The organism is Rhodococcus sp. PBTS 1 (assembly GCF_001620025.1).
Classification (GTDB): Bacteria; Actinomycetota; Actinomycetes; order Mycobacteriales; family Mycobacteriaceae; genus Rhodococcoides; species Rhodococcoides kroppenstedtii.
This window is the reverse complement of the sequence record NZ_CP015219.1, coordinates 2,913,696-2,928,812: the sequence shown is the minus strand read 5'-3', so window position 1 is coordinate 2,928,812 and position 15,117 is coordinate 2,913,696. Positions and strand designations below refer to the sequence as shown.

General features: G+C 71.1%; 13 protein-coding genes. 5 read left to right on the top strand and 8 right to left on the bottom strand.

Translation table 11 applies throughout. The features are described 5' to 3' along the window. From A3Q40_RS13305 to A3Q40_RS13295, 3 genes are read left to right on the top strand one after another with little or no spacing between them, the layout of a single operon-like run. Window positions 1-1,770, top strand: coding sequence for an AMP-binding protein (locus A3Q40_RS13305; protein ID WP_082833917.1), 1,770 nt, complete (start codon window positions 1-3; stop codon window positions 1,768-1,770). Further along, window positions 1,767-4,148, top strand: a complete 2,382-nt coding sequence (locus A3Q40_RS13300) for a bifunctional salicylyl-CoA 5-hydroxylase/oxidoreductase (protein ID WP_068102843.1) — start codon at window positions 1,767-1,769, stop codon at window positions 4,146-4,148. Before A3Q40_RS13305 ends, A3Q40_RS13300 begins: the two co-directional genes overlap by 4 nt. A 9-nt stretch (window positions 4,149-4,157) precedes the next feature. Further along, window positions 4,158-4,601: an acyl-CoA thioesterase gene (locus A3Q40_RS13295; RefSeq protein WP_068102841.1), complete on the top strand. Its 444-nt coding sequence runs from the start codon at window positions 4,158-4,160 to the stop codon at window positions 4,599-4,601. On the opposite strand, the gene A3Q40_RS13290 is transcribed toward A3Q40_RS13295, so the two are convergent. The 6 genes from A3Q40_RS13290 to A3Q40_RS13265 all read right to left on the bottom strand — a co-directional run bounded on the left by A3Q40_RS13290 (window position 4,553) and on the right by A3Q40_RS13265 (window position 12,021). Further along, window positions 4,553-5,506 carry an AraC family transcriptional regulator gene (locus tag A3Q40_RS13290; protein ID WP_069972955.1) on the bottom strand — a complete coding sequence of 318 codons (954 nt, stop codon included), beginning with the start codon at window positions 5,504-5,506 and terminating at the stop codon, window positions 4,553-4,555. The two genes, A3Q40_RS13295 and A3Q40_RS13290, sit on opposite strands and share 49 nt — an antisense overlap. 96 nt (window positions 5,507-5,602) lie before the next feature. Next, the gene (locus tag A3Q40_RS13285) at window positions 5,603-7,303 is read right to left on the bottom strand and encodes a thiamine pyrophosphate-binding protein (RefSeq protein WP_068102840.1); all 1,701 of its coding nucleotides are present in this window, start codon (window positions 7,301-7,303) and stop codon (window positions 5,603-5,605) included. Then, window positions 7,300-8,079: a cyclase family protein gene (locus A3Q40_RS13280; protein ID WP_068102839.1), complete on the bottom strand. Its 780-nt coding sequence runs from the start codon at window positions 8,077-8,079 to the stop codon at window positions 7,300-7,302. Before A3Q40_RS13280 ends, A3Q40_RS13285 begins: the two co-directional genes overlap by 4 nt. After that, the gene (locus tag A3Q40_RS13275; protein WP_235606302.1) at window positions 8,076-9,728 is read right to left on the bottom strand and encodes a phytoene desaturase family protein; all 1,653 of its coding nucleotides are present in this window, start codon (window positions 9,726-9,728) and stop codon (window positions 8,076-8,078) included. The genes A3Q40_RS13280 and A3Q40_RS13275 overlap by 4 nt, the downstream gene beginning before the upstream one ends. Next, on the bottom strand, window positions 9,725-11,218 hold the full coding sequence (locus A3Q40_RS13270) for a flavin-containing monooxygenase (RefSeq protein ID WP_069972954.1): 1,494 nt from the start codon (window positions 11,216-11,218) through the stop codon (window positions 9,725-9,727). Before A3Q40_RS13270 ends, A3Q40_RS13275 begins: the two co-directional genes overlap by 4 nt. After that, window positions 11,215-12,021, bottom strand: a complete 807-nt coding sequence (locus A3Q40_RS13265; protein ID WP_068102838.1) for an SDR family oxidoreductase — start codon at window positions 12,019-12,021, stop codon at window positions 11,215-11,217. The genes A3Q40_RS13270 and A3Q40_RS13265 overlap by 4 nt, the downstream gene beginning before the upstream one ends. 190 nt (window positions 12,022-12,211) lie before the next feature. Here A3Q40_RS13265 and A3Q40_RS13260 point away from each other — a divergent pair, with 190 nt between their 5' ends. Further along, window positions 12,212-12,886: a GOLPH3/VPS74 family protein gene (locus A3Q40_RS13260; protein WP_068102836.1), complete on the top strand. Its 675-nt coding sequence runs from the start codon at window positions 12,212-12,214 to the stop codon at window positions 12,884-12,886. 32 nt (window positions 12,887-12,918) lie between these two features. On the opposite strand, the gene A3Q40_RS20625 is transcribed toward A3Q40_RS13260, so the two are convergent. Then, on the bottom strand, window positions 12,919-13,062 hold the full coding sequence (locus tag A3Q40_RS20625) for a hypothetical protein (protein WP_167323051.1): 144 nt from the start codon (window positions 13,060-13,062) through the stop codon (window positions 12,919-12,921). A 26-nt stretch (window positions 13,063-13,088) separates the two neighbouring features. Here A3Q40_RS20625 and A3Q40_RS13255 point away from each other — a divergent pair, with 26 nt between their 5' ends. Beyond that, the gene (locus A3Q40_RS13255; RefSeq protein WP_068102834.1) at window positions 13,089-13,604 is read left to right on the top strand and encodes a CGNR zinc finger domain-containing protein; all 516 of its coding nucleotides are present in this window, start codon (window positions 13,089-13,091) and stop codon (window positions 13,602-13,604) included. Here A3Q40_RS13255 and A3Q40_RS13250 read toward each other — a convergent pair. Next, a complete protein-coding gene (locus A3Q40_RS13250) occupies window positions 13,579-15,093 on the bottom strand; it encodes a carboxyl transferase domain-containing protein (protein ID WP_082833916.1) in 1,515 nt (504 codons plus the stop codon). The genes A3Q40_RS13255 and A3Q40_RS13250 overlap by 26 nt on opposite strands. Window positions 15,094-15,117 lie beyond the last annotated feature (24 nt).

Below are 15,117 nucleotides of genomic sequence, written 5' to 3'. Positions count from 1 at the left end.
ATGAGCACGGATTTCGCCGCCGACCCCGCAGCGCGGGTCATCGACACCGACCCCGCAGCGCGGGTCATCGACACCGACCCGACAGTGACCGTCCCCACCGGGACCACCGGCCCCGACGCGCTGTCGCCGAGCGCGTACGTCGACACCTTCGCTCGCGACAACCTGCCCCCCGCCGAGCTGTGGCCGACGCTCGAATTCACCACGTCCGAGCTGCAGTTCCCGGATCGGCTCAACGCCGGGGCGGAACTGATCGAGCGCGCCGTGGAGCGCTTCGGTGCGGACCGCCCGGCCCTGCGGACTCCCGACGGCACCGCATGGACGCTCGGGGACCTGCGCGACCACACCCATCGGATCGCGCGGGTGCTCACCGAGGACCTGAACCTGCAGCCCGGCAACCGCGTTCTTCTCCGATCCCCGAACACCCCTCTGGCCGTGGCCTGTTGGCTGGCGGTGCTCGAGGCCGGCGGTGTCGCCGTCGTGGTCATGAGCGCCCTTCGAGCGCGTGAGCTCGGGCCGATCGTCGAGAAGACACGCCCCACCGTGGCACTGGTGGACCACCGGGCGGTCGACGACGTCCGGACGGTGCGTGACGACTCCGCTCCCGATCTGGTGGTGGTGCCGGTCGGTGGACCGGACGCCGACGATCTGGTGGCCCGAGCGGCGGGCAAGCCCACGGATTTCGTGCCGGTCGAGACGGCGGCGGACGACGTCGCCCTGCTCGCCCCGACGTCCGGCAGCACCGGAACGCCGAAGTTCTGCATGCACTTCCACCGCGACGTCCTGGCCATCGACGCCACGTTCGGGTCTCGGGGTCTGCGCTTGCGCAGCGACGACGTGGTGGCCTGCACCGCACCGTTCGCGTTCACCTTCGGCCTCGGCATGTTGGTCGTCTTCCCGTTGCGTGCGGGGGCGTGCGCGTTGCTGACCGACGCCGTCACCCCGCCGGCCCTCGCCGATCTGGTGGAGGCGGAGAAGGTCACCGTGCTGGCCACCGCGCCCACCGCGTACCGGCAGATCATCAAGGCCGACAAACTGTCCAGGCTGGCCGGCCTGCGCGTCGCCGTCAGCGCCGGCGAGCACATCCCCACCGGCGTGTGGACCCGGATCCGCGACGAGATCGGCCTCGAGGTGATCGACGGCATCGGGGCCACCGAACTGCTGCATATCTTCCTGTCGACGGCGGCGGCCGACGCGCCTCGCCCCGGCTCCACCGGCAAGCCGCTGCCCGGGTACCGCGCGGCGATCCTGGGCGACGACGGCGAGCCGGTGCCGGACGGAACGCCCGGTCGGCTCGCGGTAATCGGGCCCGTCGGATGCCGGTACCTCGCCGACGACCGTCAGTTCGAGCGCGTCGAGAACGGGTGGAACATCACCGGGGACACCTTCTACCGGGACGAGGACGGGTACTACTTCTACTGCGCCCGCACCGATTCGATGATCGTCTCGTCCGGGTACAACATCGGCGCACCCGAGGTGGAGGCCTGCATCGACGGCCATCCGGCGGTGATGGAAGCGGCCGTCGTGGGCGAGCCGGACCCGGATCGCGGATCGATCGTCAGTGCCTTCGTCGTCCTGCGCGACGGCGTATCGGGCACCGAGGAGACGGTGCGGTCCATCCAGGATCACGTGAAAGCCGAACTGGCGCCGTACAAGTACCCGCGCCGGATTCGCTTCGTCGACACCCTGCCGCGCAATTCGAGCGGCAAACTCCAACACTTCAAGCTCCGGCAGGCCCTCGAGGCGCCGGCGGACCAGGAGGCACGGTCATGAGGATCGCCATCGTCGGCGGCGGGCCCGGTGGGCTCTACTTCGCCGCTCTCGCCAAGCAGCTCGACCCCACCCACCGCATCGACGTGTGGGAGCGCAACGCTCACGACGACACTTTCGGCTTCGGCGTCGTGTTCTCGGACGAGACGCTCGGCAGCATCGAGGGCGCGGACTCGGTGGTCCACGACGAGATGGAGCGACTCTTCGCTCGATGGACCGATATCGACGTCGAGGTCGACGGCCGGTCCTACACCGTCGGCGGCCAGGGTTTCGCCGCGATGAGCCGCAAGGAACTGCTGAAGGTACTGCAGCGGCGGGTCGCCGATCTCGGTGTCACCGTGCAGTATTCGACGGAGGCGCCGGATCCGGACACGCTGCGGCGGACCTACGATCTGGTGATCGCCTCCGACGGACTGAACTCCGCGGTCCGCACGCGGTACGAGGACGTCTTCCGGCCCACCCTCGACCGCCGGGACAACAAGTACATCTGGTTCGGCACCGACAAGGTGTTCGAGGCGTTCCAGTTCATCGTCGCCCACACCGAGTTCGGCACCATGCAGATCCACGGGTATCCGTACTCCAACCAGGGCTCCACGTTCATTGTGGAGATGCACGAGGACGTCTGGCGCCGTGCGGGTCTGGATCGCACCGAGCACGAGCACTTCCCGCCCGGGGTCTCCGACGAGTACGCGGTCGAGCGCATCCGCGAGATCTTCGCCGGCACGCTGGACGGCCACGAGATTCTGACCAACAACTCGAAGTGGCTGAACTTCCACACGGTGCGCAACGAGCGGTGGTTCGACGGCAACGTCGTGCTGCTCGGCGACGCCGCCCACACCGCACACTTCTCCATCGGCTCCGGGACGAAGCTCGCGATGGAGGACGCCCTGGCCCTGGCGGCGTGCGTCCACGAGCACGCCGACATCGAGACCGCGCTCGCCGCCTACCAGGAGGAGCGCAAGCCGGTGGTCGAGAGCACGCAGCGCGCGGCGCAGGCCTCGCTCGAGTGGTTCGAGAACATCGGCCTGTACGCCGATCAGGCGGACACGGAATTCGTCTTCAACCTGCTGACGCGCTCGCGCCGGATCACGTTCGACAACCTGCGGGAGCGGGACGCGGACTTCGCGGCGCTGGTCCAGTCGCGGTTCGCGGCCGGAAACGGAGTCGAGTCCGCTCCCGCCATGTTCGTCCCGGGCCGGATCGGCGAGCTCGAGCTGGCGAACCGCATCGTGCTCTCGCCCATGGACATGTACGTCGCGACGGACGGTGTGCCGTCCGATTTCCACCTGGTGCACCTGGGCTCGAAGGCGCTCGGCGGCGCGGGACTGGTGATGACGGAGATGACCTGCGTCTCGCCCGAGGGCCGCATCACCCCCGGGTGCCCCGGCCTCTGGACCGACGAGCAGCGGGACGCGTGGGCGCGGGTGACGCGCTTCGTCCACGAGAACAGCGCCGCGAAGATCGGTGTGCAGATCGGACATTCGGGCCGCAAGGGCTCTACCAAGCTCATGTGGGACGGCATCGACCAGCCGCTCGAGGACGGCAACTGGGAGGTGATCGGCCCGTCCGCACTGCCCTACGGCGACGGGTGCCACGTGCCGCGGGAGGCCACGCGTGCCGATCTCGACGCCGTGGTGCGGGACTTCGTCGCCACGGCCGAGCGGGCCGTCGCGGCCGGCTTCGATCTGATCGAGGTGCACGCGGCGCACGGCTACCTGCTGTCGTCGTTCCTCTCGCCGATCGCCAACCACCGCACCGACTCCTACGGTGGGTCGCTGGAGAATCGACTCCGCTTCCCGCTCGAGGTGTTCGACGCCGTCCGCGCCGCGGTCCCGTCGTCGATCCCGGTGACGGTCCGCGTGTCTGCGACGGACTGGGCGCCGGACGGCAACACCGTCACCGACGCCGTGGAGATCGCGCGGGCGTTCGTCGCGCACGGCGCCGCCGCGATCGACGTGTCCACCGGGCAGGTGACGAAGGACGAGACGCCGGCGTTCGGGCGGTCCTACCAGACGCCGTTCGCGGATCGGATCCGTCACGAGGTGGCCGCGCAGGCCGGCGTGGCCGTGATCGCCGTCGGGGCGATCTCGTCCTACGACGACGTCAATTCCATTCTCCTGGCGGGCCGCGCCGACTTCTGCGCCCTGGGCCGCACGCATCTCTACGACCCCAACTGGACGCTGCACGCGGCGGCCGAACAGGACTGGACGGGAGCGGGCGCGTCGTGGCCGCTGCCGTGGAAGGCGGGCCGGCGCCGGCCGCCGACGTCGCGCACCGACAAGGTGCCGCCGCGGCTGTCGCTGCTGCGGGACGGTGCCGACGACACGACGCACGTGCGGTGGACCCCGGCGCCGGCGCGAACGGCCGTCCCCGTCGGGTAGGAACGTGCCGTGACGTTCTCCTACCGGTCCCGAGTCGAGTGGATGGACACCGACGCCGCCGGGATCTACCACAACAGCACCGTCGTTCGATTCGTCGAATCCGCCGAGGCCGCACTCGTCCGCGAGTGGGGCCTCGGCTCGGTGTATTTCCCGCGGGTTCCGCGGGTGCGGTACGAGGTCGACTTTCTCGCCCCGTTGTACTTCGGGCAGGAGGTGACCACGGAGCTCTCCGTCGCCCGCGTCGGATCGTCGTCCCTGCGATTCGACTTCACCGTGCGGGGTGCGGCGTTCGACGGCCGCGAGGCCGTGGTGGCCGCCCGGGGCTCCTACGTCGTGGTGCACATCGATCGGTCCACCGGGCAGGCGTGCGCCTGGCCGCCCGAGTGGGCGGAACGCTTCGGCGGTCAGCTCGCCAGTGTGCGCGAGGGGCTTTCGCCGAATTCGGCCCGGTAGGCCTGTGAGAACCGGCCGAGGTGGAAGAAGCCCCAGCGGGCCGCGACCTCGGTGACGCTCTCCGCGCCGGGTCCGCCGGCGACGAGGTCCTGGTGGGCTCTGGTCAGCCGAACGCGGCGCAGCTCCTCGAGCGGGGTGGTGCCGCGCTCCCGATGGAAGGACGCCTGGAGCGTCCGGGCGCTCACCCCCGCTTCGGCGGCCAGATCGGCCACGCGCCAGGACTTCTCGGGATGCTCCTCGATGAGAGACAGGGTGTGCCGGACCGCACGCGAGGTCACCACGGTCTCGTCCGCTCGCGGCCCGTGCGTGCTGGTGTTGGGCTGAGCGGCCAGCAGTCCGCCGACCATCACCTGCTCGAAATGCCGGGCGGCCAGGGGTGAGTTCAACAGCCCCGACTCGCCGTCCACTTCGTCGCAGGCGTAGCGCACCAACCGCATCCAACTTGCCACCGTCGGCGCGGCCAGATCCACGAGCGGGTGAAAGATCACCGGCTCGTCCGTGCCGGCCGCGGATTGCACCGCGTCGCGCGGAATGTGAACCAGGAGTTGCTCGCAGTCGGCGGACCACACCATGTCGACGGGCAGGGTGGGCGAGGGGAGGGACGCGAACCGTCGGTCCGACACCACGTCGGTGTCGCCGACGCGCACCCGAGCGCGACCGCTGAGCGGGATCTGGACGAGGTAGAACGAGCCGAAGGTGCCCGGGGTGATGCGCACTTCGTCGCCGTAACGGAGGTAGTTGATGCCGATGGAGCCGACCGACGCGGCGTTGTGCACGAGCGACAAGGCGCCGCGTCGGTCGGTGACGGTGAGACCGTGCGGACAGAAGGTTTCGCCGACGGAGGTGCGGGCCTCGTCCAGATCGGTCGTGGCCAGCACCGGGTGGCGACGCAGCAGCGTGGTCATGGTCCTCCCTCGATCTCCTCGAGTGTGACCCCGATCATACCAAGCGACTGTTGCGTCGATGTTTCGATCGTCGAAAAGCTGTCATACAGCGCACGGTCAGTGCCCTCGGAACGCCTCCGCGAGCCACCAGGCGCCGCCGTCCGGCGCGATCTTGGCGTCGATCACCAGGACACCCTTCGGGGACTGCAGCCATGCGGCCACCGCGGCGAGGTCGGCCGTCGTCCGCACGGTGACGCCCGTGGCGCCGTAGCCGCGCGCCACCGCGGCGAGGTCGACGTCCGGGAACGTGACGGTCGACAGGTCGACGTCGTCGTCGGCGTGCTCGGGCCCGGCGAAGTGGTGGACCTCGGCGCCGTACGCGGCGTCGTCGTACACCGCGATCACCAGCGGGGTGCCCAGCCGCACCGCGGTCTCGAGCTCGGCGATCCCCATGAGGAACCCGCCGTCACCGGTGCCGATCACCGGCAGCCGGTCGGGACGCGTGAGCGCCGCGCCGAGCCCGCTGGCCAGCCCCAGCCCGATCGACTGGAAGGCCTGCGTGAAGCAGAACGAGTGGTGATCGGGCACGCGCAGGTAGGTCGACGGGTACCCCATGAAATTGCCCGAGTCGATCGCGACCAGGCGCTCGGCCGGCAGCAGCCGGTCCAACTCGGCCGAGAACACGCGCGGGTCGATCGTGTCCGCGGTGGACAGGTCCTCGGTGGGGGTGTCGTTCCACCAGCGACTCTCGGTGAGGCGGGCGGACACGTCCGACGTCCGGTAGCGCTGCGCGGTGTCACCGACGGCGGACAGCACGTCGACGGCCGTCGTCCGGCAGTCCCCGTGGATGCCGAGCGTCACCGGGCGGTGCGCACCGAGAGCCTCGGCGGTGTCGTCGATCTGCACCACCGCCGTGTCGGCCCCGATGAGCGACCCGTGCCGCATCGTCCACATGTTCAGCGCGCACCCCCACCCCACGATCAGGTCGGCGTTCGAGATCAACTCGGCCGTCAGCGGCGCGGAGAACCCGCCCGAGATGCCGAGATCGAACTCGTGCCCGCGGAACAGGCCGTTCGCGACGGCCGACGTGGCCACGAGCGCGCCGACGTGATCGGCCAGCGCGGCGATCTCGGCTCCCGCGTTCCGACCGCCGCGGCCGGCGACGAAGACCGGTCGTTCCGACTCCGCGATCAGCCGGGCGAACTCCCGGACCGCCGACTCCGCAGGCCGCATCGGGGCGGGGGCGACGGGTCGGCGCACCGTCGTCGACGCCGGGGCCGGTGCGGCCTGCACGTCGAGCGGCAGGCTCACCACGACGGTGCGGCGTCCGTGCACGGCGGTCTGCCAGGCCCGGGTGACGTCCGCGACCGCCGTCTCGGCGGAATGCACGCGCTCGGGCACCGCGCCCACCGACAGGGCCAGCGCGTCCTGATCGATACGGAAGTTCGACAGGCGTGACGACGCTGCGACGTCCGCGGTGAGCACGATCATCGGTGTGCGGCTCTTCGCCGCCTCGCCGATTCCGGTGACGGCGTTGGTCAGTCCGCATCCCTGGTGCAGGGTGAGAACGCCCGGGTGGGCGGCGAAGCGGCTGTAGCCGTCGGCCATCGACGCCGCGCCGCCCTCGTGCCGGGCGGCGGTGAACGGCACGCCTCGCGCGATGAGGGCGTTGGTGACGGCGAAGTTGCCGCTGCCCACCACCCCGAACGCGTGGCCGACCCCCAACTCGGTCAGCACCTCCGCGACGACGTCGGCGACCGTGGCGGTGGACACGGCGGGCTTCACGGCCGACGTCGCGGGGGTCGTCGCGGTGCTCATGCCGCCCCCGGAACGAACGCGAGAACGCGTGCGGGCGAACCGGTTCCGCCGACGATCGGCAGCGGGGAGACCACCAGGACGGCGCCGGTGGCGGGCAGACGGTCGAGGTTCTGCAGCTGCGTCACGCCGTACTTGTCGGCGCCGAGCAGGTGGTAGTGCACCGGGAACATCGGGTCCATGCCGCCCGCCTGGCCGGCGTCGACCCCGACGGTCTCGACGGCGAAACCGGTGATCGACGACGCCGCCAGCCACTCGGCGCCCGCCACGGAGACGCCGGGGGTGTGGGGACCGGAGTCGTCGGCGTTGAGGAACGCGTCGGCGTCGTGGTTGCGGGCGCTCCAGCCGGTCCGGAAGACCAGCCAGGCGCCGTCCGGCAACGGACCGTGCTCGGCGACGTGCGCGTCGAGATGAGCGGGCTCCAGCAGGAAGTCGGGATCGCGGGAGACCTCGTCACGGAAGTCGAGCACCACCGCGGGGCCGACCAACCGGCCGGGCGGAATGGTGTCGACGGTGTGTCCGTCGCGGCCCGTCGCCCAGTGTGCCGGCGCGTCGACATGCGTTCCCGTGTGCTCACCGGTGTGGATGTTGTTCCAGCCCCAGCCGGGACCGTCGTCGTCGAAGTTGCTGACCGGTTCGAGGGAGAGCGGGATGGTGTTCGCGAACGGCGCCGGCAACTGCAGGACCGGCGTCGAGGGCGACAGCGGGGCGGTGAGGTCGACGACGTGGACGGCACCCGAGGCGAGGTCGGTGAGCAGGCTGTCCAGGGTGGTGGTCATGGTCGGAACCTTTCGGTCAGACCGCGCAGCCGGGTGGCGACGCGGGTGGTCGGGGAGGGGGCGATCAGCTGCTGGGCGACGAGATGGCCGGAGCCCCCGCCCAATCCGGGACCCGGGTGGGTGAACGCCCCGATGTGGAACAGTCCGTCGATGCCGGTGCGGTGCCCGGTGCCGGTCCCGGGCCGCCACAGCAGGGACTGGTCGATCTCGGCCGCGCCGCCGTACGGATCGCCGTGCACCGCATTGGCGTTGGCGGCGGTGAGGTCCGCCGGCGTCAGCACCGCCGTGCCGGTCACGGACTCGCGCAGGCCCGGGGCGTACCGCTCGATGCGGCCCAGAACCCGGTCGACGTAGGCGGCGGTGACGGTCTCGGTCCAGGTCCCGTCGGCGGCGACGGAGTCGGCGGCGTCGCCGATCGGCGCCCACGGCACCTCCTGCAGCTGCACCCACAGGGTGGCCGCGCCGGCCGGGCTGCGAGACGGATCGAGCACGTCCTGCTGACCGACCACCACGGTGGGATCGGCGGGCAGCAGCCCGGCTTCGGCCTGAGCACAGGCGATTCCGGTGCTCCCGGCGCCGTCGCCGACGTGGATCAGCGGAACCTCCCGCAGACGCGGATCCGTCCACTCGACCGGGCGGTCGAGCGCGAGGTGGATCTGCATCGCGGCCCGGCCGGGACGATGGCGCGCCGCGGCGCGTCGGCCGGCGGTCGGAGCGACGTCGGTACCCAGCATCTCCTGGTACAGACGCGGCGTGGAGGACGACGCGAGCACGGCCCGCCGGGCGGCGATGCGGCGGTCGCCGACGCGGACCCCGACCGCCCGGCCGTCGGCGACGTCGATGTGCGACACCGGCTCTCCCGTGACCACGGTGACTCCCCGCTCGGCGAGCAGCCGTCCGAACGCGGCGGTGAACTCCCCGGCGCCGCCGGTGACCACCGGGAGGCCGGCGGCGTGCATGCTGAACGCCATGATCGGCAGCATCAGCCCGCCGGTCGCGTGATCGGGGGACAGGCCTGCGTGCAGGAGCCACGGCGACCACAACTGGTCGACTTCCCGGCCGCGGAACCGTTCTCGGACGTAACCTCGTCCGCTCTGCAGCGCGACCCGGACGAAGTCCGTGCTGCCGTCGCGTCCGAGCGCGCGCACTGCGCCGGCGCCGAGCCGGGCCAGGTCGACCGGCCGCAGTTCCGATCCCAGCGCACCGAACGCGTGCGGTGCCCACGACTCCAGCTCGGCCAGCATGTCGGCGTACGCGCGTCGGTCGTCGTCGTGCTCGAAGGACTGCGCCGTCACCGTCGGATCGCGGTGGGCCACCACCGTGCCGCGGTCGGAGATCCCGGCGGTGACCGCACCGTCGGTGTTGGAATACGCCAGGCCGTGGCGGTGCAGATCGGGTCCGAGGTCCGCGTACGCACCGCCGGTGACGAACAGCGGATGCCAGGAGCTGAAGGTGTCGTGGACGTGACCGGGGAGCGTCAGTTCGTCGGAGGCGACGAAGCCGCCCAACCGATCTCGCTCGTCGACCAGCGCCACCGACCATCCGGCGCCCGCCAGTTCCGCGGCGGCGACCATGCCGTTGATGCCCGCCCCGACGACGACGGCGTCGACCGTCTCCGCCGCCGCGGGACCGGTCCGGGCTGCTGTCACCGCCGCACTCGCTTCTTCAGCTTCTGCACGATGTCACGGTAGTCACTCGGGTTCACCGGCAGGAGCCATTCCTTCGCCTTGGTCAGCCGCGAGACACCGAGGCCGATGTCGGACAGCGTCTCGTCGATGTTGTGCACGGAGAACGGAATGACGTTGGTGCCACGCGCGTGGTTCCCACGAGTGCGTTCGCGCATCCACCGGAGACGGGTGGCCACCTGCTGACGCATGTCGTCGTCGCTCGGCAAGGTGTGGTTGCCGCCGAGCAAGGAGCCGATCCACAGCGCCGACACCTCGGCGGACAGCGGGGAGAAGAACGACGAGTTGTAGCCGGCGAAGCTCAGATCCTCCACCCCCACCGGATGGATCTGGCGGTAGAGCACGTAATCGCCACGCTCGTCGGTGAACCGGTTCAACACCTCGTCCGGCAGGAACGGGATGGTCTGGCGCCACCCCGTCGCGGCCAGAATCACGTCGGTGCGGATCACCGAGCCGTCGGAGAGTTCGGCGTGCGGGTGTCCGTCCTTCTCGAGCAGTCGGGTGACGGTGGTGTCACGACGAACGTCGATGCGCCCGTCGGCGACGCCCTCGAAGAAGCCCTCGCTGACCAACGAGACGGTGGCGCGGGCGATGTCGGCGAACGTGCCCAGAGGAATCAGGCCGAGCTTCTCGAGCTGCAACTGTTTGGTGGTCACCGAGCCCACGCTGTCGACCATGCCGCCGGCGATCAGGGAGTTCCGCGCGTGCAGCAGGCGCTCGACACCGCTGACCGTGTGATAGCGGAAGATGCCCTCGCCGAGCCGAGTGAGCATGAGGTACTTGTAGTTCAGGACGCCCTTGATCTTGCGGGGGAGCTTCCACAGCAGCTCGCGGGCGACGACGGTGGTCGACGCGGCGACGCCGGCGACCTCGACGGTGATGTCGCAGGCGGACTTTCCGTAGCCCACCACCATCGCGTGCTTGCCGGCCACCTGACCGAGGTGGTGGAGATCGCCCGCGGGCATGATCTCGCCACCGGCGGCGAGGAAGTCCTCCCGGCCCTCGAACGGCGGGACGAACGGCTCGGAGAAGATGCCGCTGGCGAGCACGAGGTGGTCGACGTGGCGTGTGTCGCTGCCTCTCTCGCTCGCCGTCGTCACGTCCCAGCCGCCGGTCGCCGCGGGGGTTGCGGAGACCACCTCGGTGTCGCATTCGACGGCGGAGAGGATGCCGAACTTCCGGGCGTAGTCCTCGAGGTAGGCCTGAACCTGTTCTCCCGAGGGCCATTCCGGGTAGTGCTTCGGCATCGGCATCTCGGACAGGGCGTAGGTGCCCTTGTTGTTCTGGGTCTTCAGGCCCGGGTAGCGGCGGGTGGCGCTCCACACGCCGCCGACGTCGGGGGCCTTCTCCCAGACGACGACATCGTGGCCGAGTTCGCTGAGGACGCGCGCGGAGGACAGGCCGGCGAAACCGGCGCCGACGATGCCGACGAGCAGTCGAGGTGTGGTGGTCATGCGGGATCCTGTTCGGCGAGTTGGGGAATGGCGGGCACGGCACGTTCCGGGCCCATGGCGGAGTAGCCGCCGTCGGCGGCCCAGTCGGCCCCCGTGACGACGGAGGCGGCGTCGGAGGCGAGGAAGGCGACGACGTTGCCGACTTCCCGCGGATCGCCCACGCGCCCGGTCAGATGGAAAGGTGCGGCCACGCGGTCGGTCTTCGCGCGGTCGCCGCCCGAGAGGCCGTCCATGATCGCGGACCACGTCCACCCGGGGCTGACCGAGTTGACGCGGATGCCGTCGGGGGCGAGGTCCATGGCCATCGAGCGGGTGAGCTGCGCGATCGCGGCCTTGCACGCGGGATAGACCCAGCGCCCGGTCTGCGCGACCGAACTCGAGATCGACGTGAAGTTGACGACGGCGGCGTGCGGTGAGGCCGCCAGGTGCGGGTGGGCGGCCTGGACCAGCGCGACCATGGACACCACGTTGACGTCGAGGGCGGTCAGCCAGTCGGCCCGCGGGGTGGCGAACCCGTCGTCGAGGTAGACGGCGGCGAGGTTGACCACGATGTCGAGTCCTCCGTGCGCATCGACGACGGCGCCGACGAACGCCGTCACCGCCGCGTCGTCGGTGACGTCGAGGTGCCGGAACGTCACCGACTCACCGGCCTCGGCGGCCGCGCGCTCGCCGTTCTCGTCGTCGATGTCGGCGATCACGACGGTGGCACCCGACTCGGCCAGGGCGGCGACGACGCCCCGCCCGAGCAGGGTGGCGCCGCCGGTGACGACGGCGGTCCGCCCGGTGAGATCGACTGCTGTCATTCGTCCTCCTCCATCCGTGTGACGACGCGATCGGGGCCGATCACGTGTCGTGGATCACTGATGGCGGCGGACGTTACGGACGGCCCGGCGAGGGCACTATCCGTTTCGCGCCGGCGTCGTCCGGATCGCGTCGGCCGGTCCGTCGCGTCGAGTCCTCCCGTTCCGCGTCGGGGGTCCGTATGGTCGAGCCATGACCCTGATCGCCGAGGATCTGCTGCTGCTTCTGCTGGACGACGGCTCGGGAAAGCCCGTGGTCGACAGCACCAAGTTTCCGCGGGCGGTGGCGGGAGCCGTGATCCTCGAACTCGCGATGTCCGGCGTGGTCACGGTCGCGCAGGACGGCGAGGACGTGAAGAAGGGGCGACTCGCCGTGCGGGGTCCGCGACCGGACGAGCCGATCCTCCAGGAGGCCGTGGCCGCGATCGACGGGGCCAAACGGCCCATGACGCCGAAGAGCGCCGTGGAGAAGTTGCACAAGGCTATGCACGAGAGAGTGCTGACGCGGGTGATCGACCGCGGCTTCGTCGACGAGCAGAAGGGGCGGGTGCTCGGGCTCTTCCCCACCACGTCCTGGCCCGCCCGGGACACGGCGCACGAGGCGCAGGTTCGCGAGACGCTGCACTGGGTGCTGGTGGACGGCCGGGACCCCGACGCGCGGACCTGCGCGCTGGTGGCACTGCTGTCGTCCATCGACGCGGTGCCGAAGGTCTTCCCGGGTGCGGACAAGCGGTCCATCAAGAAGCGGGCGGCGGAGATCGCCGAGGGGCAGTGGGCCTCGGACGCCGTGCGCAAGGCCGTCGAGGACGTGTGGTCCGCCGTGGCGGTGGCGGTGATGGTCCCGACCATCGTGACCACGTCGTCCTGATCTGTCGTGCCACGACGTCCTCCTGACCGGTCCTACGCCGTCGTGACCGACCGCACGAGAGTTGCTGTCACGATGCGGTTCTCGCCGCAGTGGCACCGTTCGTAGATCACGACACCCTCGCTGGTCGGGTGCCGGGACAGCTCGGTCCAACGATGCAGGCAGGCGATGGTGGTCATGACGCCGAGTCTGCTGTAATGTTCTTGTGCATCTCAACCCTTACGGCGAGTACGCGGTGCGGATGGCCGTCGATCTGGTGAACGATCCGCCCGCGACGGTCGCCGACTTCGAACAGCGGTGTCTCGCCGCCGGCATGTCCGACGACACCGTCTCCGCCCACACCGATCTGGGCCGCGCCCGCGCGTTCCTGGACGAGTGGCTCGGCGTCGTCGACGCCCCCACGGACACCCGGCGCGCCGAGGCGCTCAACGCCCTGCTCGCGCAGACCTCGGCGTACCCGCGCCTGACCGATCACGCCGGCGACGGGTGGCATCTGCACTACCGCGACCCGGATCTACCGCTCGCCGACGTGGTCCGCGCGCTCGTCAGCGTCGGCACCGCGCTGCACCTGGTGGGCCGCGGGATGCACCGCTTGGGGCGCTGCGCCGCGGCCGACTGCACCCGGGTCTACGCCGACTTCTCCCGGACCGGCCGCCAACGGTATTGCGGCACCGTGTGTTCCAACCGAGACGCCGTCAGGCGCCACCGGGCGCGGGCCTGACGCCGAGGTGCCTGAAGCGTCGTCGTCGTGACGCCGCGCGCGCGTCCTCGCCCAGCGCCGTCGTCGCGGCGAGTTCGCGCGCCACCGCGTCGCCCATCCGGGTGAGGAAGTCCCCTGCGGCCGTGCCCTCGTCGGTGCCCTCGTCCACGACGGTGTCGACGATCCCGGTCGCCCGCAGATCCGTGGCCCGAATGCCCTGTGCCTCGGCCAGTTCCGCGGCATGAGCGGTGTCCCGGTGGACGATCGCGCTCGCCCCCTCCGGCGGCAGCGGGGCGAGCCAGGCGTGGGCGGCCGCCACGGTGCGGTCCGCCGGCAGCAGGGCGAGGGCCCCGCCGCCCGTGCCCTGTCCGAGCAGGACCGACACCGTCGGCGTGCGCAGGGTGACCAGATCGGCGATGCACCGGGCGATCTCCGGCGCCAGACCGCGCTCCTCCGCCTCGCGGGACAGCGACGCGCCGAGCGTGTCGATCACCGTGACCAGTGGTAACCGCAGCTCCTCCGCCAGCCGCATCGCCCGACGAGCCTCGCGCAGCGCGCCGGGGCCCATCGTGCGATCGGGTGTCTGGCCCGCGCGGTCGTGCCCGAAGACGACGCACGGACGGCCGCGGAACCGTGCCAGCGCGGACACCACGGTGCTGTCGACGTCGCCGTGGCCGGTGCCGCTGAGCAGGGTCACGTCGTCGGCCGCGACGGCGAGCAACTCCCGCAGCCCGGGACGGTCGGGTCGACGACTCTCGAGCACGGACTGCCAGGCGCTCCCCGAGGCGGCGTGCACGGTGTCGTCTGTCGGCGGCGGTGTCGCATCGGCCGATGGCAGCCCGCCCGGCGTCGTGACGGCCAGCACGCGGCGGAGCGTGTCGCGGAGCGCCGCCGGCTCTATCACCGCGTCGAGCACGCCCGTCCGGGCCAGGTTCTCCGCCGTCTGCACGCCCTCGGGGAACGGTGCGCCGTACAGAGCCTCGTAGACGCGGGGACCCAGGAAGCCCACCAGCGCACCGGGTTCGGCGAACGTCAGATGCCCCAGCGACCCCCAGGAGGCAAACACCCCGCCGGTGGTCGGATGGCGGAGATAGACCAGGTACGGCAACCCCGCGGCCCGGTGCGCGGTAACCGCCGCGGACACGGTGATCATCCGGACGAACGCGACCGTGCCCTCCTGCATCCGGGTTCCGCCCGACGACGGCGAGGCGATCAGCGGTAGACCCCGGGCGGTGGCGTGCTCGATCGCGGCGGTGATGCGTTCCGCCGCGGCGTGCCCGATCGAGCCCGCCAGGAAGGAGAACTCGCCGACGATCAGGGTCACCGCCGTCCCGCCGACGGTCGCGTCGCCGGTGAGGACGGACTCGTCGACTCCGCTGCGCTCGCGGGCGCGTCGCAAATCGGCGCGGTAGGCGTCGGACGCGGACCCGTGCGTCGGGGGCTCGTCGAGCGAGACGTAGGTGCCGGGGTCGACGACGAGGTCGATCAGTGCGCGCGCGGAGACCGTCACGGGAAGCAGTATCCCGCGCGCGGT